The following is a 22,425-nucleotide window of genomic DNA, read 5'->3' on the forward strand; positions in this document are numbered from 1 at the left end:
ACGCGTCCCGGTGGGCATCGGACCGGCGAGCGGCCGCTCGCGGGCGAACTCTGCTTCCGTTCCCGGCGATCGACGCCCGGCTCACCGAGCGCTTGCGATCGACCCTGCACATTCGCCGGCGACGCGCCGTTCCGTGCCAATGACAAGAGCGTGGACGGGCCATTCTCCGCCCGCGCCAGGGCCGCTCGATCACCGCATCAGGGCCGGTAGACGGTCACGAACGGATCCCAGTTGAACCCGTCGATCCGGGCGCCGTTCTTGTAGATCCCGATGTTGAACGTGTAGGCGACCCCTGGGGCTCTGCCGCTCGTCGCGATTGGAGAGCTGGGTGAGGCACTGGATGAACGGCCGGTCGATACCCTCGACCCCGACCGAGGCGGGGACGTCGTTGCCCAGGGTGCCCGTGCTCGAGTAAAATGGCGCGTCGCCGCCGCCGTTGCTCGTGCCCCACTCGGTGAGGTAGGTGCCGGCGTCGACGCCGTTGTCGTTCCACAAGTAATAGGATTCGATGTTCGCGTGATAGACGCCGGCGTCGCTCGGGTCGGTGGTCTGCAGCGGCACCACGCGCCAGCGCAGCTCCGTGCCGACCGGGACCTTGACCGCCAGCTCGTTCGAGCCCTCGCTGCTGCCGTCGAGGATCGAGGGATCACAGTACATCTCGACGCGCTGGGCGGCGGGCAGGCTGCGGTCGATGCTCACGATGATGAGGATATCCTGGGCCATGATTCGTCGGCTCTCTTGGGATGATTGGATGGTGGGAGACTCCGTCCCCGGTCGGGGCTTCGTCGGAAGCGACCCGTCCAGAGCGGCTCTCACAGGGGCCGCGACCTCTCCGCCTCGATCCAAGAAACTTCGAGAACTTCTTCGCCGCGATCGAAGGCGCGGCTGCGGGCCCGAACTGTGGTCAGTCGGCCTCGCCCGGCCCGACCAGCTCCTGGCCGCAGCGCGCCGCCCAATCCTCGAGGCGCGTCAGCGTGCTCTCGAGCACCTCGCGCGAGCGGGCCAGGGAATCCATCGCCGCCTGCAGCGCGTCGCGGGCCCGTTGCAAGCGGCTGCGCACCGTCGCGGGCGGCACCCCGAGCACCTCGGCGATCCGATCGGTCTTGAGGCCCTCCCAGTAGTGCAGCTCGAGCACCACCTGGTAGTTGACCGGGATCGCGCGCAGCGCCTCGAGCAGCAGCCGCTGCTCCTGCGTGCGGGCGATGACCGACACCGCGCCCGGCTCGAGCTGCTCGACGGACACCTCGTCGAGGTCGACCGCCGGCGTGTGGCGCGAGAGCCGACCGAAGTGGCGGCAGAGCGCGTGGTAGGCGATCCGCAGCAGGTAGGCGCGGAACCGGCTCGCGTCGGTCACCCGCTCGCGGCTCGCCACGCTGGCGACGAACGTCTCCTGCATGAGGTCGGCGATGTGCTGCGCGCCGACCTTGTTGCGAAAGTAGCGCTTGAGCAGTCGATAGTGGCGGGCGAACAGCTGCTCGCCCGCCGTGGCGTCGCCCGCTCGCCACGCCTCGAGCAGCTCGGCGTCGGTCGGCCCGTCGGGCGCTGGCGGCGGTGGAGGCGAGGTCATGGGCGCGACGGGGCCGCGATGATAGGCGAGCCCCGGCGCCGTGTCACTGCTAGGTGGGGCACGTGGTCTGCGGCTTGAACTTGGGCGACTTGGTCGGGGTCTCGAGCGGCGGCATGTAGCCGTCTTCCTCTCCGCGCGGAGGCGCGGTGTAGCTGACCTGCACGGTGAAGCTCGTGCCGAGCTCGCTGGGGTTGTAATCGAACTCGATCCAGTCCCGGCCGTAGTTGGGACCGGACGGCGTCACGACGACGCCATCGATGGAACCGACCAGGGCTCCGTTGCTCGGCGGAACGAAAGTGATCCGGATCGACGTCACCGCCGGGTTGACGCGCACGGTGTAGAAGCCGACCTCGTCGAGGGTCGCGACGTCGAGCGTGGTGGAAGCGGTGATGCATTGCGGCATGATGGGTCTCCTGGCTTCGGGGGGTTTGCGGTCGAGGACCGCTCGGAGGTGAGCACGGGAAGTCGGGTCGAGGCCGCGGGCCTCACTCCGCGAGGCGGCGCTCGGCGGGGCTGGCGGCCAGGCTGTCGAGCAGGACCGCGAGCATCGCCTCGCCGCCGGCGACGACGCGCGCGTCGGCCCGTGCGCGGCTCAGCGATGCTGCGCCTCGCGGATCGGCCGGCGCGCGGCGCACCGCCAGGAGCCCCGAGACCAGCGCGAAGGTGACGCGATCGAGCTCACCAGCCGGCGCCTCGGCGAACTCGGCCAGCAGCGCCGCGGCTCGCTCGAGCTCGCCCGAGACCAGCGCCGCCGCCGCCAGGCCGAGCCGCGCGTCGGCGCTCGCTTCGCTCCCCGCCCCTGCCTCGGCCTCGATCGCGACGCGCCCCGCCTCGAGCTCCGCGCGCGCCTCGGCCACCTCGCCGCCGGCCAGCAGCGCCCAGCCCAGGGCCACGCGGAAGGACGCGGTGTGGTCGTCGTCGGCGCCGTGGGCCGCGGCATAGCCCGCCACTGCGCGGCGGAGGCTGGCGATCGCCGGCTCCGCGCGGCCGAGGAAGTAGTGGCCCGTGCCGAGCAGCGCCGCCACCTCGGCGTGCTCGATGCGCGCGGGCTCGAGGGCCTCGGCGAACACCGCCTCCGCGCGCCCGGCGAGCGCCACGGCGCGCTCGAAGCGCCCCGCGTCGAGCTCGAGCTGGGCCAGCACGAATGCGGCCCGCCCGGCGTCGAGCGTCCTGGCCTCGTCCGTGCCCTCCCAGATCTCGACGGCCCGGCGCATCAGCTCGCCCGCGAGGGCCTCGTGGTCCTCCGCCCCGGCGCGCGCAGTGCCGCGGAGGGCCTGGGCCAGGTTGTAGGCCGCCCGGGCGACCTCGGGGTGCCGCGGCCCGAACACCCGCTCGCGCTGCGCGAGGGCCCGCGCGAAGGCCTCGCGGGCCGCCCCGGCCTCGCCGCGCTCGAGCAGCGCCGTGCCGAGGTTCGACGCCGCGTGCGACGCGTACAGCAAATCGTCCTGCTCGACCAGCGCGGCCTCGGCGGCCCGCAGCTGCGCGACTGCGGCGTCGAACTCCCGGGCCAGCAGCGAGAGGTTGCCGCGGATCGCGTCGAGGCGCGCCGCAGTGCCCGCGTCGAGCCCCACCCGGGCGGCCGCCGCATCGGCGCGGCGCAGCCACTGCCGACCCGCCGCGAGATCGGGGGCCTCCGTCGCCGCGATCATCGCCATGTGACGCCAGCTGCCGGCGACCACGCGATCGTGGTGCGCCGCCTCGGCCGCGTCCGCCGCCTGCTCGAGCCGCTCCAGGCCCTCCTCGCTGCGGCCACGCGCCAGCGCCACGCGCCCCAGCACCGCCGCGACCTCGGCCGTCAGCGGGGCGTGGCCGAGCGCCTGCGCCCTGGCCGCGAGCGGCTCGGCCTCCGCCCACGCCGCCTCGACCCGCCCCGTGAGCAGCTCGGTCTCGGCGCGCGCGAGCTGCTCGCGGACCTGCTGCACCTCGCCGGCCAGCGCGGCCGGCGGTTCGGGCGGCCCGCCCTGTCGGGCCTCGCGCGCGCACGCCTGCGGGTCCTCGAGGTGCAGCACCGCCTCCGGCGCCGCGCGCAGCACCGGCGACTCGCCGGCGAGCAACGCGCCGACCAGGGCCTGCGCCGCGCCCCGGTGGCGCTCGAGGCACGCGCCGAGGCGGTCGAGCACCACCGGGTCCCCGCCCGTCCGGGCCCGACACAGCGCGCCGCGGGCCGCCGACCAGCGCGCGCTCCAGCGGTCGAGGCTGGCCGCCACCGAGGTCCCGCTGTCGGCCAGCCAGGCCATACCCTCGGCCGCGCTCGCCGCGGCGAAGCGCTGCTCGAGCTGCGCGCGCTCGTCGGCGCCCCAGGTCCCGTCGAGCTCGCGCGCCACCGCGGCGCAATCGTCGACCGCCGCGGCCGCGCTCCACCACGCCACCGAGCCCCCGCTCAGCAGGCCCACCGCCAGCGCCGCCGCGCCCGAGAGCATCACCCGTCGGCGCCGTCGACGACCGGCGAGCCCCGCCTCGATCGCGGCCAGCAACGCGTCGACCTCATCCCAGCGGCGCTCGGGCTCGGCCTGCAGCCCGCGGCGGAGGATCGGCCACAGCCACCCCGCGAGCTCGTCGCGCGGCGGCTCGGCGGGCACCCACTCCGCGCGGCCCTTCGCCACGTCCTCGAGGGTGCGCCGCGGGAACGGCCGGCGCCCCCACAGCCCCTCGTAGATCGACACGCACAGCGCGAACTGATCCGAGCGCGCGTCGGCGTGGCCGCGGAATTGCTCGGCCGGCATGTACGCCGGCGTGCCCGCGACCTCGCTCGAGCGGTCGAGCGTCGGCAAGCGGGCGCGCGACTCCTCGTCCACCTCCTCCGACCTCGGCTCGCTCCGCGCCGCCTCGCCGGCCTCGAGCGCCGCGAGACCGAAGTCGACCACCGCCACGCGACCGTCGATGCCGCGCAGGATGTTGTCGGGCTTGAAGTCGCGGTGGACGACCCCCGCGCGATGGGCCGCGGCCAGACCTCGCCCCGCCGCGAGGTAAGCCGCGAGCACCTGGTCCTGGCCCGGCCGCGGCTGCGCGCCGAGCCACTCGCGCAGGCTCCCGCCCTCGATGCGCTCCATCGCCAGGTACGTGCGGCCGTCGTGCTCGCCCACCTCGTACACGTGCACCACGTTGGGGTGGGCCAGCCGCGCGAGCGCCCGGGCCTCCACGCGCAGGCGCGCCGTCGAGCGCGGGTCCGCGAGGTGAGCGTGGACCAGCTTGATCGCGATGGGTCGCTCGAGCTCGTCGTCGAACGCGAGGTGGACCTCGCCCATGGCCCCGGCCCCGAGGCGATGCACGAGGCGATAGCGGCCGATCCGCGGCGCCGGCCCGCGGGCGAACAGGCGCGACCGCAGCTCGGAGAACAGGCGCTCGTCGTCCACGCCGCTGAACGCGAGCTGCTCGGTGGGTGCGTCGGCCGCAGGCCCCTCGAGGCCGAACGGCGTCGACGCGCCGTCCCCCGAGCCGACCGACTCGGACGACGACGAAGCTCCCCGATCGAACCGCTCGCCCTGCGCCCTCACGTCGCCCCCGCCGACTCGAACCATCTCTTCCGATCGCCGCGAGCGTCAAGCGGCGGACGGGGCGCACGAAGTCCCGGCGCTCGTGGACTCAACGCACAATGCCTACGGACGAGCCGCCTCGCTCCGCTCTCGATCGAGCAGAAGCTCGCCGCTCTGCGAAGCTCCGGTCGCACGCGTCACGAGCAGATGTCGGCGCGCAGACGCGCGCCAAAACAATCGCATCGCGCTGGTGAACCTTCGCACCCCCACGTCCGCCGACCGGTTGCGCCCGCGCGCACCGCCCGAAGGTTTCGCTCGGAAGCCGACCCCACGCCGGACTGCGCGTCACCCCCCACGCGCTCTTCGGGGCCACGCCCACCGCTCGCAGGCCGAGAGACGCGATCACGCCGGCTGTCGCCAATCGACGAAAACGCGTCGGTGTCGTCCCTGCTATCTTTCTGCGCACCCTCGGAGGGGACATGCAAGCGCCGGCTCGGCGTCGTCCGCCAGGGCCACGCGCGCGAGCCTGGCGACCAGCGGCGCGAACACGAGGTCGCCGGCGCGGTGCACCGGATCGTCGAGGTAGCGCTGGAGCGCCGGCAGATCGGCGATACCGACGCAGTAGGCGCGTGTGAAGCCCTGCGCCGGATCGCCGAGGTCCTGGCCGATCACCGCGAAGGACACCGACTCCATCGCCGCCGTCCGCCTCGGCGCCGCCATCGCCCGCGTCCGGCCCTCCGGGCCCGCCCCGTCCTTGAAGCTGAAACGCAGCACATTCAGGATCATGACAATACCCTCCCTCACGGCGACACCCATCGTGTCACGCGTTTTCTCGGGCCTCGGGCCCCGCGCGGCCCGACGCCGACTCGCCGATTACGATATCGCCGTAGTTTCGCTTGTAAAGCAGATAACCGCGGGTAACCGCGAATCGTAGTATCTCGGCGGTAACCACTCCGAGGCGACGTGACGCTCTCCCGACGCAAGAACAGGGCCCCGCCGCTCCCGCCCGTCTGTCCGCTCACCGAGTGCATGAAGCTGCTCGGCGGCGCCTGGACCGCGAACCTGATCTGGCGCCTGAGCGGCGACCCGCGCCGCTTCAGCGAGCTGCGCGCCGACATCCCGCGGATCTCCGCCAAGGTGCTCACCACCCGGCTGCGCGCGCTCGAGGAGAACGGCGTCGTCACGCGCCACGTCGTCGCCAGCGCCCCGCCCTCCGTCGAGTACGCGCTGACCGATCTGGGCCGCGAGCTCATCCCCGTCATCGACACCATCGTCCGCGTCGGCATGAAGCTGCAACGCATGGCCGCGTCGGCGCCCGCCACCGCCACGGACGAGCGCGCGCGCCAGAGCGGCCCCACCCGACGGGCTCGCTGAGGGCCTGTCTCTCGCAGCAGGGGCTACGGTTCCCCGGGCGGGGCTTGTCACCTGCGGGGGCCCGTGTTACGGCCGAAGACAGCGATGTTCACGCAGCTCGCAGCGCGCCAGAGCGAGGTCGTCACCGCCTTCATGGACAGCCTCGAGCCCGAGCTGTCGTGGCGGAGGGCCTTCATTCACGCCGAGTTCCCCGCCGACGACCCGGACGCCATGAGCCTCACCGAGGCGTTCCTCGTCCTCGCGCGGCCCGATCCCGCCCGGCCTCACTGGCTGCCGCTCGAGTTCCCGGTCATCGCGGCGCTGGAGCGCCTGTATCGCGACTACCTCGCCGCCGGGCAGGGCTTCACGCAGCTCGACCTGAGCATCGCCGCGCCCGACGGCAAGTACCGCTTCGAGTTCAGCCGCGACCCCTCCCCGCGCCTCAACGGCCAGCGCGATCCCGACGCGGAGCCCCGCCTGCTCCGCCGTTACGCCGACCTGCTCGCGGAGCGCTGACGGGAGGCGCCGCGCCGCATGCCGAACGGATTTCACGACGACCCGTCGATCGACCAGATCTTCCACCGTCACACCGAGCACGGCCACTATCAATTCCGGACTTGCCGTGGCACCGGCGGATTCGTCTCGGTCCACCTCGAGCACGACCGGGGCTATGCATACTCCCCCGCGTGGGACACCCTCGACCTCGCGCCGTTCGTCCGCGGCTGGCGCCCCCGCCCGACGCGCCCGCAGGTCGAGGCGTCGACGGCGGACCTCGTCGCCCGCCTCGTATCGTTGCAGGCCTCGAATCCCCGCTCCACCTGCCGGCCCGACCGCGCCAGCGCCTTTCTCCTGCTCGCGGACTGGTGCGTCCTGCTCGGCGGCTATTCCACGTACATGCGCGCCCCGGGCGGGCCGCTCGCGCGCGTGGAGCCGCCGATCGGCAGCCGCTGCGACGAACGATTGCGGCGCGCCATCGCGGCGGAGCCGAGTCTCCACGATCTCGCGCGCGCCACCCACGTGCACGCCGAGGTCGGCCTCATGTTCCACACGCCGGGCGAATGCGTGTACGACCTCGCGGCCGTCGGCGAATTGCTGGCCAGCACCGTGCCGCTGCACGAGCACCCCGAATGGCCCGAGATCGCCCGCGCGCCGGTCGATTCGCTCGAGTCGACCGGCCGGGTGGTCCTGGCGATGCGCGACGAGGCAGTGGCCCATGGATCCGACCACGTCATCATCCGCTGGCGCAACCGCGACCCGGCGATGCAGACGCCGCGCTGACGAGCCCCGCTGATTGCGACGGGTGAGCGAGCGAAGTCGCCCCGCGTCATGGAAGGGAGCGCGAGCGAGCCGGGGGCTCACGGCCGTCCCCCGATCGGGCGCGATCTTTCGCAGCGAGCCGCCGATTCAAGGCGCGCCCCTCGCGATTCCGACGAGACCGCGACATAATGCCGTCCGCCGATGCCCCCAGGATCGATCCAGCCCGAGGTCACCGCCGCTCCGTCGCGACTCGCCCCCGAGCGAGCGCTGGTGCATCCGGCCTGGCTCGTCGCCCTCGCGCTCCTCCTCGTCAACGACCACGTCTTCAAGGCCGCCGGCGAGCTGCCCGCCCTGTTCACCGGCAAGGCCAGCGACTTCGCCGGCCTGTTCGTCGCGCCCGTCCTGCTCGCGGCCCTCGTGCGCGCGCGCAGCCGGGCCGCGCTGCTCGCCTGTCACGCCGCGGTCGGGCTCGGCTTCGTCGCCCTCAAGCTCGTCCCTGCCGCCGCCACGGCGTGGGTCGAGCTCGGCGCGCGGCTCGGCCTGCGCTGGCAGGTCGTCCTCGATCCGTCCGACCTCCTCGCCCTGCCGATGCTGCTCGCCTCCTGGCGCGTCCTCGTGCCCTGCAGCCGCGCCGCGCCGCCGCACGTGCGAGGCGCCTGGCGCCGCGCCGCCGAGCTCGCCGGGCTCGTCCTCGGCCTGTTCGCGTGCGTCGCCACCAGCAAGCTGCCGCCGCACGTCCCGACCGCGCGGGACGGCCAGGTCGTCATCGCGGCCCGCGGCGACGTCCCGGTGCACGTCCTCGATCTCGCCAGCGGCCAGCCGCGCGCCGCTCTGCGCGTCACGCCCGCCTCCAACCCGCCCAGCGTCGCCGGCGGCGTGGTCCTGACCCGCGACGCCGACGGGCTCGCCGCCGTCTCGCTCGTCGACGGCGTGCGCCGCTGGACCTTCCCCAGGCGGGACGACGAGCACCTCGGCGAACCCGTCGCCGACGACGCCCGCGTCTACGTCCACCGCCGGCGCTTTCACGCCACCGACAACGCGTCGGTGTTCGACGGCGAGCAGCTGACCGCGATCGATCTGGCCACGGGCCGCGAGCAGTGGTCGATCCCCGTGAACCAAGGGGCCGCGTCGATCCTCGTGCCCGGCGCGCTCCTCCTGGCCGAGAAGAGCGAGCTGACGGCGATCGATCCGGCCACCGGGCAGCCGCGCTGGGCCTTCCGCGGGACCGACGACATCTACAGCCCGATCGCCGCCGGCCCGCACGTGTTCTTCGGCGATCCCGCCGGCACCTTGCACGCCCTCGACCGCGAGACCGGCCACGAGCTGTGGACCTGGGCCACCGGCTCGCGCGCGACCTTCGGCGTTGCCTCGCCGTACCACCCGCCCTACCTGTCGGCCGTCGACGGCCTGCTCTTCTTCGTCCGCCGCAGCGAGCTCGTCGCGTTCGACCTCGCGTCCCAGCGCCCCCGCTGGACGCGGCCCGACGTCGGCGCCGTGACCACCGCGCCCGGCATCGCCCTGGCGCAGGTCCACGGCAAGTGGCACTACGTCGCCCTCGACCCCGCCACGGGTCAGGAGCGCTGGCAGCTCCGCCTGCGCGGCGGCTTCGTCGCGGCCCCGCGGATCGAGGACGGCGTCGTCGTGATGAACCTCGAGAAGGCCGGCCTGCGCGCCTACGACCTCGCCGACGGGCGCCTGCGCTGGACCTTCGACCCGAGGAAGCACCGCGAGCGCGAGGCCTCGCAGTGATCCTCGGCGGCCGCCGGGCCGCCCTCCGATGAGCTCCTGAGGACATGTCCCATCAGACATATCCCGGAGGACATCTGAATGCCGCGACCGCCGCGTCTCACTGTCAGGCACCCGTGAGTTTCCGGGCGACGCTTCGCCCCCGACGGCGCCGGCATCGTGCTCGCCGGCCCGCAGGGCTTCGAGGCCCTCGGCGTCCGTCAGGTCGGCCCCCACCGGCGACGCAGTGTGGTCGAGCCAGCCTCGTCGTCCCCGGGGCGCCTTCGCCAGCCCCGTCGCCGGCCCCGGTCGCTCCCGGTCTCGCAGGACATGACCCTCGAGACATGTCCCAAGGCATCCATGGCGGCACCTGCCGACCGCGCCTGCGGACGCCGTCACCTCCGCTCCTTGCAGACATGTTCATCGAGACAGGTCGCATCCCAGCTGCGACCCACCGCCGCTTGGCCGCGCCACGGGCGCGCCGCTCGCCCACCGCCGGACCTCCGCGCCGCGCGTCCTCGCAGGGGGACGCCGCCGGGTCCGAACGCGGTCCGATCGTCGGCCCGCCAGGCCGAGAGAATCGTGAGCCGCCGCGATCCGCTCGCGCGACTGCAAGGCCATGACCCATCCTCATGACCGTCACCCGCGCCGCTTGCTCGCGGCAGTGTTGCTCGCCCTCGGCGCCTGCAAGCCGGCCGAGCTCGACCCGTTCGAGACCGACAGCGCCACCGACTCCGGCAGCACCGCCGGCAGCACCGCCGGCGACGACACCGGCCCCGGCCAGACCTCGAGCGCGAGCACCACCGCCGACCTCACCACCAGCACCACCGGCGACGAGCCGCTGCCGACCTGCGACGAGCCGGTCTCGGACTGCAAGCTGGACCTCGACCGCGACGGCCTGATGTTCCACTGCGACAACGCCCCCGACTACTTCAACCCTGACCAGTCGGACGTCGACGGCGACGGCTTCGGCGACGTCGCCGATCTATGCCCCACCCTCCCCGGCGGGATGCCCGCGGCGGACAGCGACAAGGACGGCATCGGCAACGCTTGCGACCTGTGCGCGCGCTTGCCCGCCTTTTACAACGGCGACGGCGCGCCCATCTCCGAGAAGATGAAGGTGCGCAACATCCCGCAGGTCGAGGACAGCGATCACGACGGCATCGGCGACGCCTGCGACAACTGCGTGCGCACCCCCAACTGCGGCGGCTACGGCGACGGCCTCGATCCGTACCAGCTCGGCGACCCGATCGACATCGACGCCGCCGACTGTCAGATCGACGCCGACGCCGACCTCATCGGCGACGCCTGCGCCGGCACCATGCTCCCCGGCGCCGCCGGCCCGGTCGGCTTCGGCCTCCAGGACGACTTCGACCAGGACGGTCTGGCCAACGGCGCCGACACGTGCCCGCGCCAGCCCGTACCCCTGCAGGCGTGCGAAGACGAGGGCGACTGCCCGGGCGGCGCCGCGTGCGTCGGCGGGCAATGCAACCACCTCGACTTCGACGGGGACGACGTCGGCGACATCTGCGACACCTGCCCGTGGGACAAGAACCCGCAGCAGATCCAGATGGGCATGGCGGAGGAGAACGACATCGACGGCGACTTCGTCGGCTTCAACTGCGAGACCCACCCGGGCGCCTTCGAGACCCCCGATCCGCGCCCGTTCGGCTTCTACGACCTCAGCGCCAACGGCTATTGCTGCGTCCGCCAGAACGCGGCCGGCACCACCCTCGACCCCGACGGCAACACCGTGCCGCTGCCCGCCAAGGTCCTCAATCGGCCCGGCGTGGGGGCCCTGCCGCCCGGCTGCGCCCAGGAGGGCCAGCCGCTGAACGGCACCGTCGACCTCGCCACCCTGTGGGCGAGCTTCTGCCTGATGCCGCAGTTGGACCAGGACTTCGACGGCATCGGCGACGTCGCCGACCTGTGCCGCTTCTCCTTCGATCCCGACAACACCCCGTTCGTCGACGACGAGAACATGCAGTGGGACAATTGGGGCAAGTACTGCACGGGCGAGTACAGCCCCGAGCATCTCGACCCGGCGATGATGTGCCTCCCCGGCACCTGATCGGCGCCCGGCCCTCGCACGCCATGGCGAATGCGCGGTCTCCCCCGCGGGGCCTCGCATTCGCGCCCGAGGCCGTGTCGCGGCGGACATCACTCCCGGGGGTGCGCACATTCACGGCGTTCGCTCTCTCGATGGCCGAAGCCCGACAAAAACCCGACGCGCCCGCAGGTCCGTGGACCTGCAGACGCGCCGAATCATCGCAGAGCGGCGCGGAGCGCCGGGCTTCACAGGTTGCTGTTGTTGTCGACCTTGTAGCCGAGCTTGCGCTCGATCTCTTCCCGGCGCTCACCCGAGCGCTCCTGAATGATCCCGCACAGCTTGTCGGCGTTGCCCTCGGCCTTGAGGAAATCGTCGTCGGTCAGGTTGCCCCACAGCGTCTTCGCCTTGCCCTTGAGCTGCTCCCACTTGCCCTGAATCTGATCGCGGTTCATGGTCGGTTTCTCCGCCCTGCAGTCTGATCGCGGTTGCACTGCACGCCCGCCCGACTAGCGCCGCAAATGCCCCCGCGCGCCCTCGAGGCGCGTCTGAGAGACCGTCGAATTGATGGCCCGGGCCGCGCTGCCACGGTTCGCGCGCGCGACGCAGGCCGATCGTACGAATCGCCGGACCAGCGGACTCTGCCGTATGGGCCCTGTCGGCGCCGGCGCCGGCGCCGTCCTGAGGGCCTCGCTCGCGCAGAGACGAGGGGTTCACCTGGCCCGCAAGCGCGTGCCACTCGAGGGAGTGACGCGAGTCCGCGTCGTCATGCGAAAGGTCACCCGCTGCGCGGACCTTGCAGCGCCGCAAGTCGGCCACGAATTGCGCTTCGTGGGATTGATGTACTCTCGCCGTGCGCCACGATTCAGCGGTCCGGCGGCGACAAGGAGTATCGGGTGAACCTCTCCAGGGACGAGCAGCGCACGTCGCTCACCAAGCGGCTCGCCGTGGCCATCGCCACGCCGATCGCCCTCCTCCTGCTGCTCGGCGTGGTGCTCGGCCGGCAGATCGTCCTGATGGCGGACGACGCCGGCTGGGTGAACCACACCAACGAGGTCCTGTCGCTGGCCAACTCGACCATGCTCGAGATCGTCGATCAGGAGACCGCCCTGCGCGGCTATCTGTTGACCGGCGAGCGCGAGCACCTCGCGCCGTTCGAGCGCGCCCACCCCGACGACAAGTTCGAGCGCCTGCACGAGCTCGTCGCCGACAACCCCGCGCAGCAGGCCCAGTTCGATCAGGCTCACCTGCGTTACCAGGCGTGGCTGACCGCCAGCGGCGCCGCGCTGGCCGGCCATGACCTCGACCTCGCGCGCAGCCGCGACGCCATCCGCGACCGCAAGACGCGGATGGACGGCATCCGCGAGGCCATGACCGCCGGCGTCGACGTCGAGAAGGACCTCCTGACCGCGCGCGGGGTCGCCTCCGAGCGCTCGACCGCGGTCGCCCGCACCGCCTTCGTCGCCCTGCTCGCCGGGGTCGCGCTGCTGCTGGCCTTCCTCTCGCGCCGCCAGCTCGCCGCGATCGCCGGCACCTTCGGCGCCGCCCTCGACGCCGAGCAGCGGGCCCGCCTCGCGCTCGAGGGCGAGGCGTGGATCCGCGAGGGTCACACGAAGATCGCCGAGTCCGTGCAGGGCGAGAAGAGCACCGCCCAGGTCGGCCACGACTGCCTGGCCGCGCTCGCTGCCCACGCCGGCGCCGACGTCGGCGCCTTCTTCGTCCGCGACGGCGGCGGCTGGACGCGCCGCGCCGGGCTCGCGCTCGACTCGCGGGTCGCCGGGCCGGAGTCGTTCGCCGCCGGCGAGGGCGTGGTCGGCCGCGCCGCCGCCGAGGGTCGCCTCGTCGAGCTGCGCGACGCCGGTGAGCTGCCCCTGCGCTCCGGCACCGCCGAGCGCGCCCCGGCCCACGTCCTCGTCCAGCCCGCGCGGGTCGACCGCGTCACCGTCGCAGTGCTCGAGGTCGGCTTCGTCCGTCCCGCCGACGCGCGGGTGCAGGCCCTGCTCGAGCGGATCGGCGAGACCGTCGCGCTCGCGGTCCGCTCCTCCGAGCACAAGGAGCGCCTGGCCGCGCTGCTCGAGGAGACCCAGCGCCAGGCCGAGGAGCTGCAGACGCAGCAGGAGGAGCTGCGGGTGCAGAACGAGGAGCTCGAGCAGCAGACCCGCGCGCTCGAGGAGTCGCGGGCGCGCCTCGGCAATCAACAGGCCGAGCTCGAGCAGATCAACGCCCACCTCGAGGAGCAGACGCAGGCGCTGCAGGCCGAGCGCGACAGCCTCACGCAGGCGCAGATCCAGCTGCGGCGCACCAGCGCGTTCAAGTCCGAGTTCCTCGCCAACATGTCGCACGAGCTGCGCACCCCGCTCAACAGCTCGCTGATCCTCGCCCGGCTGCTGGCCGAGAACCGCCAGGGCAACCTCGACGCCGAGCAGGTCAAGTTCGCCGAGACCATCTACTCCGCCGGAAACGACCTCCTCACGCTGATCAACGACATCCTCGACCTGTCGAAGATCGAGGCCGGCATGCTCGACGTCCGCCCCGAGGCGGTCTCGCTGGCGCGCGTCACCGATCAGCTGATGACGACCTTCCGCCCGGTCGCGCGCGACCGCCGGCTCGCGCTCGACGTCGACGTCCAGCGCGACGCCCCGACCGCGCTCCACACCGATCCGACGCGCCTCGCCCAGATCCTGCGCAACCTCGTCTCGAACGCGCTCAAGTTCACCGAGCAGGGCGGCGTCACCTTGACCGTGCGCGCCGAAGGGGCCGGCGCGGTCGCCTTCGCGGTCACCGACACCGGCATCGGCATCCCCGCCGATCAGCAGGAGATGATCTTCGACGCCTTCCGCCAGGCCGACGGCACCACCAATCGCAAGTACGGCGGCACCGGCCTCGGCCTGTCGATCTCGCGCGACCTGGCGCGCCTCCTCGGCGGCGAGCTCACCGTCGCCAGCGTGGTCGGCCGCGGCAGCACCTTCACCCTGACGATCCCCGCGCAGCTCGCCCGCGCCGGAGCGCCCGCGCCCGCGCCCGCGGTCTCCGGGCCCGTCCCTGCGGCCGCACGACGCCCGCCCCCGGTCAAGCTGCCGCCCGCGGCCGCGCGCTCGATCCTCGTCATCGAGGACGACCCCGCGTTCGCCGGCATCCTCGCCGGCCTCGCGCGCGAGCTCGACTTCCAGCCCCTGCTCGCCGCCACCGCCGAGGAGGGCCTGGCGATGGCCAGGCAGCAGCGGCCGAGCGCCATCGTCCTCGACGTCGCCCTGCCCGACCGCTCCGGCCTCAGCGTCCTCGACGCGCTCAAGCACGACTCCGCGACCCGGCACATCCCGGTGCACGTCATCTCCGGCAGCGATCACACCCGCACCGCGCTGGAGATGGGCGCCGTCGCCTACGCGATCAAGCCCGTCGTGCGCGAGCAGCTGCTCGCGGCCCTGCAGCGGCTCGAGTCGAAGGCCACGCAGGCGCTGCGGCGCGTGCTCGTGGTCGAGGACGACGTCGTCCACCGCGAGAGCACCTGCAAGCTGCTGGCGGCCGACGACGTCGAGACAGTGCCGGTGGGGACCGCGGCCGACGCGCTCCGCGAGCTTCGCACCACCACCTTCGACTGCATGGTCCTCGACCTCAGCCTGCCCGATCGGTCAGGCTTCGAATTGTTGCAGGAGATGGCCCAGGGCCAGCAGTACGGGTTCCCGCCGGTCATCGTCTACACCGGCCGGGCCATCAGCCGCGCCGAGGAGCAGGAGCTCGGCCGCTTCTCGCAGTCCATCATCATCAAGGGCGCGCGCTCGCCGGAGCGGCTGCTCGACGAGGTCACCCTGTTCCTCCACCAGGTCGAGACCAGCCTCCCGCCCGAGCGGCAACGCATGCTGCGGGACGCTCGCCACCGCGACGCGGTGTTCGAGGGCCGGCGCGTGCTCGTCGTCGAGGACGACGTGCGCAACGTGTTCGCGCTGACCAGCGTGCTCGAGCCGCGCGGCGCCAAGGTGGAGATCGCCCGCAACGGCAAGGAGGCGCTGCAGCACCTGAGGCACAAGCCCGGCGTCGACCTGATCCTCATGGACCTGATGATGCCGGAGATGGACGGTCTGACCGCGACGCGGGCGATCCGGGCCGACCCCGCGACCGCCAAGATCCCGATCATCGCCCTCACCGCCAAGGCCATGGCCGACGACCGCGCCAGCTGCCTCGCCGCCGGCGCCAACGACTACATCGCCAAGCCGCTCGACGTCGACAAGCTGCTGTCGCTCGCGCGGGTGTGGATGCCGAAATGACCGCCCTCTCCGACGCCGACGACGCCGCGCTGACGGCCCTGCTCGAGGGGGTCTACCACCGCTATCACTACGACTTCCGCGGCTACGCCGAGGCCTCGCTGCGCCGGCGGATCGCCGCCGCCCTCGGCCACCTGCGCTGCCCCTCTCTGGACGACCTGCGCGCGCGCGTGCTCGCCGAGCCGCGCTGCTTCGGCGAGCTGCTCCGCTTCCTCACCGTCCAGGTCAGCGACCTGTTCCGCGACCCCTCCTATTATCGATCGATCCGCGAATGCGTCGTCCCGTACCTGCGAACTTACCCCTCCCTCAAGGTGTGGGTCGCCGGCTGCGCCACCGGCGAGGAGGCCTACTCGCTCGCCATCGTGTTCGCCGAGGAGGGCCTGCTCGAGCGCACCCTCATCTACGCCACCGACATCCACCCCGAGAGCCTGCGTACCGCCGAGGCCGGCGTCTACGACCTCGACCGCTTCGCCCGCTTCTCCGAGAGCTACCGCCTGGCGGGCGGGCACGGCTCGCTGTCCGACTTCTACACCGCGAGCTCCTCGTCGGCGATCCTCGATCGCCGGCTCAAGCAGGCGATCCTGTTCTCCGACCACAGCCTCGCCACCGACGTCGCCTTCGCCGAGGTCGAGCTGGTGTCGTGTCGCAACGTCCTGATCTACTTCGACCGCCCGCTGCAGAACCGGGCGCTCGGGGTCCTGCGCGACTCGGTGCGGCGCAAGGGCTTCCTCGGCCTCGGCGCCAAGGAGACCCTGCGCTTCTCGTCGCACGCCGAGGCGTTCGGCGAGCTCGTCCCCGAGGACCGGATCTATCAACGGCGGTGATCATGGCGACGCGCGAGGTTCACATGATCGTGATCGGCGGCTCGTCCGGGGCGCTCGACGCTCTCGCCGCGATGCTGCCGGCGCTGCCGCCCGACTATCCGCTGCCGCTGGCGGTGGTCCTGCACGTGCCGCCGACCCAGCCCAGCCACCTCGTCGCCGTCCTGGGCGCCAGGAGCCGGCTGACCGCGCGGGAGCCCGACGACAAGGAGCCCATCATGCCCGGCACGCTCTACGTGGCCCCGCCGAACTACCACCTGCTCGTCGAGCGCGGCCGCACCTTCGCCCTCTCGATCGATCCGCCGGTCCTGTTCTCGCGGCCCGCGATCGACGTCCTGTTCGAGTCGGCCGCCGACGTCTACGGCCCGCACCTCGCCGGCGTCCTGCTGAGCGGCGCCAACGAGGACGGCGCCCGCGGCCTCGAGCACGTCCGGCGCGCCGGCGGCCTCACCTTCGTCGAGTCGCCGGCCACCGCCGCGGTCCCGGTCATGCCGGCCGCCGCCCTGCGGCGGATCGCCGTCGACCACGTCGCCCCCGCCGCCGACCTCGGCCGGCTGCTCGCCCAGCTCGCCGCCACCCCGCGCCCCGAGGACAAGGCATGAACCTCGAGCCCATCAACTTCCTCCTCGTCGACGACACCGAGCAGAACCTGGTCGCGCTCGAGGCCCTCCTGCGCCGCGACGGCCTCAACATCCTCACCGCGCGGAGCGGCTTCGAGGCGCTCGAGCTGCTGCTCGTGCACGACGTCGCCCTCGCCTTCCTCGACGTGCAGATGCCGGGGATGGACGGCTTCGAGCTGGCCGAATTGATGCGAGGCACCGAGCGCACCAAGCACGTGCCGATCATCTTCGTCACCGCCGGCGGTCGCGACGCCGAGCGGGTGTTCCAGGGCTACGAGTCCGGCGCCGTCGACTTCTTGCACAAGCCGATCGACCCGCGGGTGCTGCGGAGCAAGGCCGACGTGTTCTTCGAGCTGTCGAAGCAGCGGCGCGACTGCACCCACGCCCTGCGGCTCAACGAGATGTTCGTCGGGATCCTCGGCCACGATTTGCGCACCCCGCTGTCGGCGATCCAGACCGGCACCGAGATCCTCGAGCAGCTGGTGGTCGACGACGACCAGCTCGGGATCTTGCGGCGCATGTTCGTGTCGGGCCACCGCATGAACGAGATGATCGAACAGCTGCTCGACCTGACGCGGGCGCGCCTGGCCGGCGGCCTCGGGTTCGCGCGCGGGCGCAAGCGGGTCGACGTCCTCGAGCTGGTCGAGCGCGCTGTCGACGAGCTGCGCACCACCCACTCGCAGCGCGCCGTCCGGGTCGAGGCCCGCGGCGACGCGACCACGGCCGGCGACCCCGACCGCCTGGTCCAGGCGCTGTCCAACCTGATCGGCAACGCCATCCAGCACGGCCTCCCCGACGCCCCGATCGGGATCCGGGTGTTCGACGACGGCCCCCAGATCGCGGTCGAGATCCGCAACCGCGGCGTGATCCCCGGCGACCTGCTGCCGGTCCTGTTCGACCCGTTCCGCGGGCGCGACCACTCCTCGCGCGCCAACTCGCGGGGCCTCGGCCTCGGCCTCTACATCGCCCAGCAGATCGCCCAGGCCCACGGCGGCACCGTATCCGTGGTCTCGAGCGACGAGACCGACACCGTGTTCACCCTGCGCCTGCCGCGAGCGGCGCCGGAGCCCGCGCACGTCGATCACGAGCTGCGCCCGCGCGTCGTCCTGATCGTCGACGACGACGAGGCGACCCGCGAGAGCCTGCGCGAGGCGTTCGCGGGCGAGGGCTACACCGCCAGCACCGCGGCCAACGGGCGCGAGGCGCTGGATCTGCTGCAGCACGGCCGCGTCCGGCCCGACGTCGTGATCCTCGACCTCGTGATGCCGCTCCTCGACGGCGCGCAGGTCTACCAGGCGATGCAAGCCGTCCCCGAGCTGGCGCGGATCCCCGTCATCGTCTCGACCTCCGACCCGACGCGCGCCCCCGCCGGCACGATCCTGATCCCCAAGCCGGTCAAGCTCGCCCGCCTGCTCGACACCGCCGCCCGCATGATCCGCTCGCCCTGAAGCCGCGCTGGTGCGGAGCCTGGAGAGGCATCCGGGACGCCCGAGGCTATCTCCGAGCGCCCTGTGTACATTATTGTTCCGGCCATGAAGGGATTTCTCCCGGCGGTCGCCGCTCTCTTCCTGCTCCTCCCGCTTCCGGCCGGCGCCAAGCCGGCCCGCGACATCGTCGACCGGGCCGTCGAGGCGGACGGCTTCAACGGCGTCGCGCTGGTGGGGCGTGGCAGGACCATCGACGCGCTCGAGGCGCGGGGCGCGGCCGACGTCGCTCATGGCGTGCCGATGACCCGGGACACGCGGTTCGAGGTCGGCTCGATCTCGAAATGGATCGCGGCGATCGTCGTCCTGAAGCTGGTCGACCGCGGCAAGCTCGACCTCGACGCGCCGATCAGCCGCTACCTTCCCGACTATCGCGCCGACACCGGGGCGAAGCTCACGCTGCGGCGGCTGATGAGCCATTCGAGCGGCCTACCCAACCAGATACTCGCCGCGCGCCAGGCCGATCCCTCGAGCCGGGGCGTCGAGCTGGACCAGATGGTGGCGGTGCGTCGCTATGCGAGCGGCGACCTCGCGTTCGAGCCCGGTACCGCCTGGGACTACTCGCACTCCAACTGGCTGGTGGTGAAGGCGGTGGTCGAGCGGGTGAGCGGCCTGCCCTACGCCCAGCTCGTCGACCGGGTGCTGGTCAAGCCGCTCCGGCTCAGGAACAGCGGCATCTGTCACGGTGATTCGGCGCATGTGCCGGGCATGGCGCACGGCTACGCGACCCTCGTCCCCGCGCCGCAGCCGAAGCCCAATCCGGTGCCGGACTTCATGGCGATGGCCGGCGGCTACTACACGACGGCGCCCGAGCTCATGAAGCTGATGGACGCCGTGCTCGACGGCCGTCTCCTGAGCGCCGCAGCTCGCCGGACGCTGATGACGACGGTCATGCCCGATCAGCATTATGCGCTGGGCGGCCGCGTTCGCATCGAGCGGATCGCCGGGCAGGATCGCGAGGCGGCGTGGGAGGACGGCTCCAACGGCGGTTTTCGCATGATCGCCCGCCGCGTGCTCGCGGACGGACACACCGTGATCGTGATGACCAACGCGAGCTACGATCATGCCCAGCTCGGCCAGCTCGGCGACGCGCTGATGGAAGCGAGCTATGCCGACGCTGCGGAGAGCGCCGTCCGGTAACTGCCAGCGAATCCCAGCGAGGGAGCCACGCTCGCCTCCTCCGAAACCGGTCACTCGTCAGCGGCGCGACCTGGCGACGTTCCTTCGGGTCAGGGTCCCGGAGTGATAGGAGCGCGCCACGAAATTTGGCCAGTTGGACCGAGCCCGAGGTCCGTGGGCTCGCGCATTCTCGGCCCTGTCGCCTCCCACCGCGCTCGCGCCGGCGAGCGAGCGCAAGGCCGAGGGCGAGGTCGCGGCGACGCTGGCCCGCCGGCGTCAGCCCGGTGCAGCGACAGGCGTAACCCGGGCGCTCGCCCAGATCCAGGACTCACCTCGCCGGCGAGCGCGCCTGCACCTCGATCACCGCCCAGCCCTCCTCGTCGAAGAACAGCTTGGCCCCGCCCACCTGGAGGACCCGCATCTCCCACTCGACCAGCACGCCGACCTCCAGGCCGAGGGCGCGCAGCTTCGTGGCCGTGGTGTCGTGGTCGAACCGGTCGGTGAAGATCCACGGATCGAGCCCGCGGCCGCCGGCGTCGAGCCCGTCCTGCACATGGTCGTTGAAGATCATCCAGCAGAGGTCATCCTCGGCGAAGTGGATCTCGAAGTTGCCGTAACGCCAGATGGCGGCGCAATCGACCGCCACCGCGCCGATACCCCACTCGTCGGGCGGCCCGAGGTGGCCGCGCACCGCGGCCCGATCCATGCCGACGCGCGCGCCGCCGAGATGTCCGTCGACGATGAGCTCCTTGAGCGAGAAGCCGGTCACCGCGCCATCTTCGCACGCTCGTTCCGCGAAGTCGCCTCCCGTGTCCGCCTCATGCGGCGGGCCCGAAGCTGCAGCAGGTCGCCGCCAGTTCCACCAGCAGCTGGACGCTGTCGAGATCCGTCACGTTCGCGCAGATCCCTTCGGATGCGCACGTCCCGGTCGTGCTGCCGTCTTCGATGCACGTACAGGTCTCCGTGTCACACTGCATCGCCTGCGGTGGCTCGCCGATGCACTCGAAATCGATCGAGCAGGCGCTGCCGTCGACCGTCCCATTCGCTTCGTACTCGCAGGCCTTCTGGCCGGTGCAGCTCTCGACCTCCTGCGCGACGGCTTCGGAGCACGGCCCCGGGTCGTCCTCGTTGAGGAAGACGAGGATGTCGTCGCAGCTCATGCTGGCGAAGCACATGTGGCGGGCATCTGTGGCCGCCACACACGCCGGCGTCGCGCCCTCGTCACCGCAGAACTCCGCGATGCATTCCTCGACGATGACAGTGGGAGCGCACGCCACGACCGCGGCGCAGAAGGCCGCGCAGGCATCCTCGCCGCCGGTATCGCCGGAGCTGGCGCCCGTGTCGGTCGTCGGCTCGACCGCGTCGGTCGTCGGCTCGACCGCACCGGTGGTGCTCTCCAAACTCGTACTCCCGGGCTCCGTGGTGCTCGTGGTGACGCCGGAGGCGCCCTCGGTACCGCCACTCGAGCCGGTGCCTTCATCGCCGCAGGCGCCGGCCACGATGGCCGCCCACACGAGGTATCCGGCCCCCGCGCCCTGCGGTCGACACTTTAGATTCCGTGCTCTGTTCTCGATTCGTCGCATCGATGGCGCGTGAACCCGGCCGCGCCCCAGCCCATTCCTCTCGACAGCCGGCTTTGTGATGTCGGCTCATGCCCCGTGACGCAGCGAGGGTGTCGCCGGACCAGCCGCTCGCGCGGTTCGTCGACGGGTTCCTGATGCGCAGCGACGCGCGCGAGAGGCACGAGCCGGGATGCGGCGGACGCACGGCGGGGCGCTCGTGCGCCAGGGTGCGTGGCGCTGCCTCGGTCGACCTCGCGGCTCCCGCGGCACTCGAGCGAAAATCATGAAGGCTCGACCGTACACGGCGACCCCTCGACGGAGAAGAGGGTGCCGGCTTGCGCCTCCAACCACGTCCACAAATTCTTGCCCCCGAGCGTGCCGTCGGAGTCGCGGAGCTCCGCCTCCTCGATCTCACCGTCGGCATTCGCATCGCTGGCCGCGAAGGGCTCGAAGACGAGTTCTTCGTCGCCGAACAACCTGTCGCCGCGCACGCTGATCGTGACTTGTGGCGCCTCGTCCGCGAAGCTGGCCTGCGAGATACAGCCCTTGTATACGTTTCCGGCGGTCAAACCCCAGGAGAAGTCCTTGGTCTCTTCACCGCGCCGCGCCGTGCCCTTCACATGGACCGAGTACGAGCCGGTGCGCATCCGTTCGACGTCCGACTCGTCGACGTTGCCGGCTACCGGGTCGGCAGACGGCGCGATGGTGAACCCGATGCCACGGACCAGCGCGTGCGGGTGCTCGCTCGTCCGCTGGGCACTGCCGAGGACGAGACCCTCCCCTGCCCGCACCAGGTCGACGATTCGGTACTGCTGCGAAGTGTCGTCGAGTGACGATCCCTCGAGCATCACGTCGCCGATCGAGACCTGCAGCTCGGAGAAGGTGATGACCCAACCATCCTTGACCGTGCTCGGGTGGATTCCGTCCTCGACGAACGACGCGTCCGCGAGCGACACGGCAATGTCGCGCTCCACCGGCTCTTCGCCGGCGGCGCAAGCGCTCAAGAGCGAGAGAGAGAGGGAGAGAGAGACGTGGAGACGGAGCATCGAGGGGTTCCAGGGGCCGAACACCAGGCCAGCAACCATGGCGGCGGACGCGTTATTCCACGCGTTCGTGCCATGCGTCGACGCTCCCAGCG

The 22,425-nt window shown here is 72.1% G+C and carries 19 protein-coding genes; 10 read left to right on the top strand and 9 right to left on the bottom strand.

Annotated elements, in window-relative coordinates; all coding sequences use genetic code 11:
* Positions 1–189: 189 nt before the first annotated feature.
* The 5 genes from O0S08_RS26390 to O0S08_RS26410 form a co-directional block, all read right to left on the bottom strand.
* Complete coding sequence (locus O0S08_RS26390) at positions 190–723, bottom strand: hypothetical protein (protein ID WP_269032047.1); 534 nt, start codon at positions 721–723, stop codon at positions 190–192.
* 181 nt (positions 724–904) lie between these two features.
* Positions 905–1,567: an RNA polymerase sigma factor gene (locus O0S08_RS26395; RefSeq protein ID WP_269032048.1), complete on the bottom strand. Its 663-nt coding sequence runs from the start codon at positions 1,565–1,567 to the stop codon at positions 905–907.
* Between the two features lie 49 nt (positions 1,568–1,616).
* Positions 1,617–1,970 (bottom strand): hypothetical protein, encoded by a 354-nt coding sequence (locus O0S08_RS26400; protein ID WP_269032049.1) that lies wholly within the window; start codon positions 1,968–1,970, stop codon positions 1,617–1,619.
* A gap of 82 nt (positions 1,971–2,052) precedes the next feature.
* The gene (locus tag O0S08_RS26405; protein WP_269032050.1) at positions 2,053–5,085 is read right to left on the bottom strand and encodes a serine/threonine-protein kinase; all 3,033 of its coding nucleotides are present in this window, start codon (positions 5,083–5,085) and stop codon (positions 2,053–2,055) included.
* Positions 5,086–5,490: 405 nt separating this feature from the next.
* Positions 5,491–5,826, bottom strand: a complete 336-nt coding sequence (locus O0S08_RS26410) for an antibiotic biosynthesis monooxygenase family protein (protein ID WP_269032051.1) — start codon at positions 5,824–5,826, stop codon at positions 5,491–5,493.
* Positions 5,827–6,003: 177 nt separating this feature from the next.
* Here O0S08_RS26410 and O0S08_RS26415 point away from each other — a divergent pair, with 177 nt between their 5' ends.
* From O0S08_RS26415 to O0S08_RS26435, 5 genes are all read left to right on the top strand, one after another.
* Positions 6,004–6,414: a winged helix-turn-helix transcriptional regulator gene (locus O0S08_RS26415; RefSeq protein WP_269032052.1), complete on the top strand. Its 411-nt coding sequence runs from the start codon at positions 6,004–6,006 to the stop codon at positions 6,412–6,414.
* A gap of 84 nt (positions 6,415–6,498) precedes the next feature.
* Complete coding sequence (locus tag O0S08_RS26420) at positions 6,499–6,909, top strand: hypothetical protein (protein WP_269032053.1); 411 nt, start codon at positions 6,499–6,501, stop codon at positions 6,907–6,909.
* A gap of 18 nt (positions 6,910–6,927) precedes the next feature.
* Positions 6,928–7,671, top strand: coding sequence for a hypothetical protein (locus O0S08_RS26425; protein ID WP_269032054.1), 744 nt, complete (start codon positions 6,928–6,930; stop codon positions 7,669–7,671).
* Between the two features lie 180 nt (positions 7,672–7,851).
* Positions 7,852–9,399, top strand: a complete 1,548-nt coding sequence (locus tag O0S08_RS26430; protein WP_269032055.1) for a PQQ-binding-like beta-propeller repeat protein — start codon at positions 7,852–7,854, stop codon at positions 9,397–9,399.
* Positions 9,400–9,994: 595 nt separating this feature from the next.
* Positions 9,995–11,446, top strand: a complete 1,452-nt coding sequence (locus O0S08_RS26435) for a thrombospondin type 3 repeat-containing protein (RefSeq protein ID WP_269032056.1) — start codon at positions 9,995–9,997, stop codon at positions 11,444–11,446.
* 224 nt (positions 11,447–11,670) lie between these two features.
* On the opposite strand, the gene O0S08_RS26440 is transcribed toward O0S08_RS26435, so the two are convergent.
* Positions 11,671–11,877, bottom strand: coding sequence for a CsbD family protein (locus tag O0S08_RS26440; RefSeq protein ID WP_269032057.1), 207 nt, complete (start codon positions 11,875–11,877; stop codon positions 11,671–11,673).
* 441 nt (positions 11,878–12,318) lie between these two features.
* Between O0S08_RS26440 and O0S08_RS26445 the strand changes: the two genes are divergently transcribed.
* The 5 genes from O0S08_RS26445 (at position 12,319) to O0S08_RS26465 (ending at position 19,746) form a co-directional block, all read left to right on the top strand.
* Complete coding sequence (locus tag O0S08_RS26445) at positions 12,319–15,684, top strand: response regulator (RefSeq protein ID WP_269032058.1); 3,366 nt, start codon at positions 12,319–12,321, stop codon at positions 15,682–15,684.
* Positions 15,681–16,505: a CheR family methyltransferase gene (locus O0S08_RS26450; RefSeq protein WP_269032059.1), complete on the top strand. Its 825-nt coding sequence runs from the start codon at positions 15,681–15,683 to the stop codon at positions 16,503–16,505. Before O0S08_RS26445 ends, O0S08_RS26450 begins: the two co-directional genes overlap by 4 nt.
* Before the next feature lie 2 nt (positions 16,506–16,507).
* Positions 16,508–17,104: a chemotaxis protein CheB gene (locus tag O0S08_RS26455; protein WP_269032060.1), complete on the top strand. Its 597-nt coding sequence runs from the start codon at positions 16,508–16,510 to the stop codon at positions 17,102–17,104.
* A complete protein-coding gene (locus tag O0S08_RS26460) occupies positions 17,101–18,570 on the top strand; it encodes a hybrid sensor histidine kinase/response regulator (RefSeq protein WP_269032061.1) in 1,470 nt (489 codons plus the stop codon). The genes O0S08_RS26455 and O0S08_RS26460 overlap by 4 nt, the downstream gene beginning before the upstream one ends.
* 84 nt (positions 18,571–18,654) lie before the next feature.
* Entirely contained in the window at positions 18,655–19,746 is a 1,092-nt protein-coding gene (locus O0S08_RS26465) for a serine hydrolase domain-containing protein (RefSeq protein ID WP_269032062.1), read from the top strand.
* Positions 19,747–20,053: 307 nt separating this feature from the next.
* Here the strand turns inward: O0S08_RS26465 and O0S08_RS26470 are convergent, their stop codons facing one another.
* The 3 genes from O0S08_RS26470 to O0S08_RS26480 form a co-directional block, all read right to left on the bottom strand.
* Positions 20,054–20,494: a hypothetical protein gene (locus O0S08_RS26470; RefSeq protein ID WP_269032063.1), complete on the bottom strand. Its 441-nt coding sequence runs from the start codon at positions 20,492–20,494 to the stop codon at positions 20,054–20,056.
* Positions 20,495–20,543: 49 nt separating this feature from the next.
* Positions 20,544–21,308: a hypothetical protein gene (locus O0S08_RS26475; protein WP_269032064.1), complete on the bottom strand. Its 765-nt coding sequence runs from the start codon at positions 21,306–21,308 to the stop codon at positions 20,544–20,546.
* Positions 21,309–21,568: 260 nt separating this feature from the next.
* Positions 21,569–22,372, bottom strand: coding sequence for a hypothetical protein (locus tag O0S08_RS26480; RefSeq protein WP_269032065.1), 804 nt, complete (start codon positions 22,370–22,372; stop codon positions 21,569–21,571).
* Positions 22,373–22,425: the final 53 nt, after the last annotated feature.

This window comes from Nannocystis punicea (assembly GCF_026965555.1).
In the GTDB taxonomy this organism is placed as follows: Bacteria; Myxococcota_A; Polyangia; order Nannocystales; family Nannocystaceae; genus Nannocystis; species Nannocystis punicea.

Coding starts and splice junctions, on each gene's coding strand:
- O0S08_RS26430 (WP_269032055.1), top strand. CDS start 7,852: ATGCCCCCAGGATCGATCCAGCCCGAGGTCACCGCCGCTCCGTCGCGA.
- O0S08_RS26480 (WP_269032065.1), bottom strand. CDS start 22,372: ATGGTTGCTGGCCTGGTGTTCGGCCCCTGGAACCCCTCGATGCTCCGT.
- O0S08_RS26450 (WP_269032059.1), top strand. CDS start 15,681: ATGACCGCCCTCTCCGACGCCGACGACGCCGCGCTGACGGCCCTGCTC.
- O0S08_RS26420 (WP_269032053.1), top strand. CDS start 6,499: ATGTTCACGCAGCTCGCAGCGCGCCAGAGCGAGGTCGTCACCGCCTTC.
- O0S08_RS26460 (WP_269032061.1), top strand. CDS start 17,101: ATGAACCTCGAGCCCATCAACTTCCTCCTCGTCGACGACACCGAGCAG.
- O0S08_RS26425 (WP_269032054.1), top strand. CDS start 6,928: ATGCCGAACGGATTTCACGACGACCCGTCGATCGACCAGATCTTCCAC.
- O0S08_RS26455 (WP_269032060.1), top strand. CDS start 16,508: ATGGCGACGCGCGAGGTTCACATGATCGTGATCGGCGGCTCGTCCGGG.
- O0S08_RS26395 (WP_269032048.1), bottom strand. CDS start 1,567: ATGACCTCGCCTCCACCGCCGCCAGCGCCCGACGGGCCGACCGACGCC.
- O0S08_RS26390 (WP_269032047.1), bottom strand. CDS start 723: ATGGCCCAGGATATCCTCATCATCGTGAGCATCGACCGCAGCCTGCCC.
- O0S08_RS26400 (WP_269032049.1), bottom strand. CDS start 1,970: ATGCCGCAATGCATCACCGCTTCCACCACGCTCGACGTCGCGACCCTC.
- O0S08_RS26440 (WP_269032057.1), bottom strand. CDS start 11,877: ATGAACCGCGATCAGATTCAGGGCAAGTGGGAGCAGCTCAAGGGCAAG.
- O0S08_RS26405 (WP_269032050.1), bottom strand. CDS start 5,085: ATGGTTCGAGTCGGCGGGGGCGACGTGAGGGCGCAGGGCGAGCGGTTC.
- O0S08_RS26475 (WP_269032064.1), bottom strand. CDS start 21,308: ATGCGACGAATCGAGAACAGAGCACGGAATCTAAAGTGTCGACCGCAG.
- O0S08_RS26435 (WP_269032056.1), top strand. CDS start 9,995: ATGACCCATCCTCATGACCGTCACCCGCGCCGCTTGCTCGCGGCAGTG.
- O0S08_RS26410 (WP_269032051.1), bottom strand. CDS start 5,826: ATGATCCTGAATGTGCTGCGTTTCAGCTTCAAGGACGGGGCGGGCCCG.
- O0S08_RS26465 (WP_269032062.1), top strand. CDS start 18,655: ATGAAGGGATTTCTCCCGGCGGTCGCCGCTCTCTTCCTGCTCCTCCCG.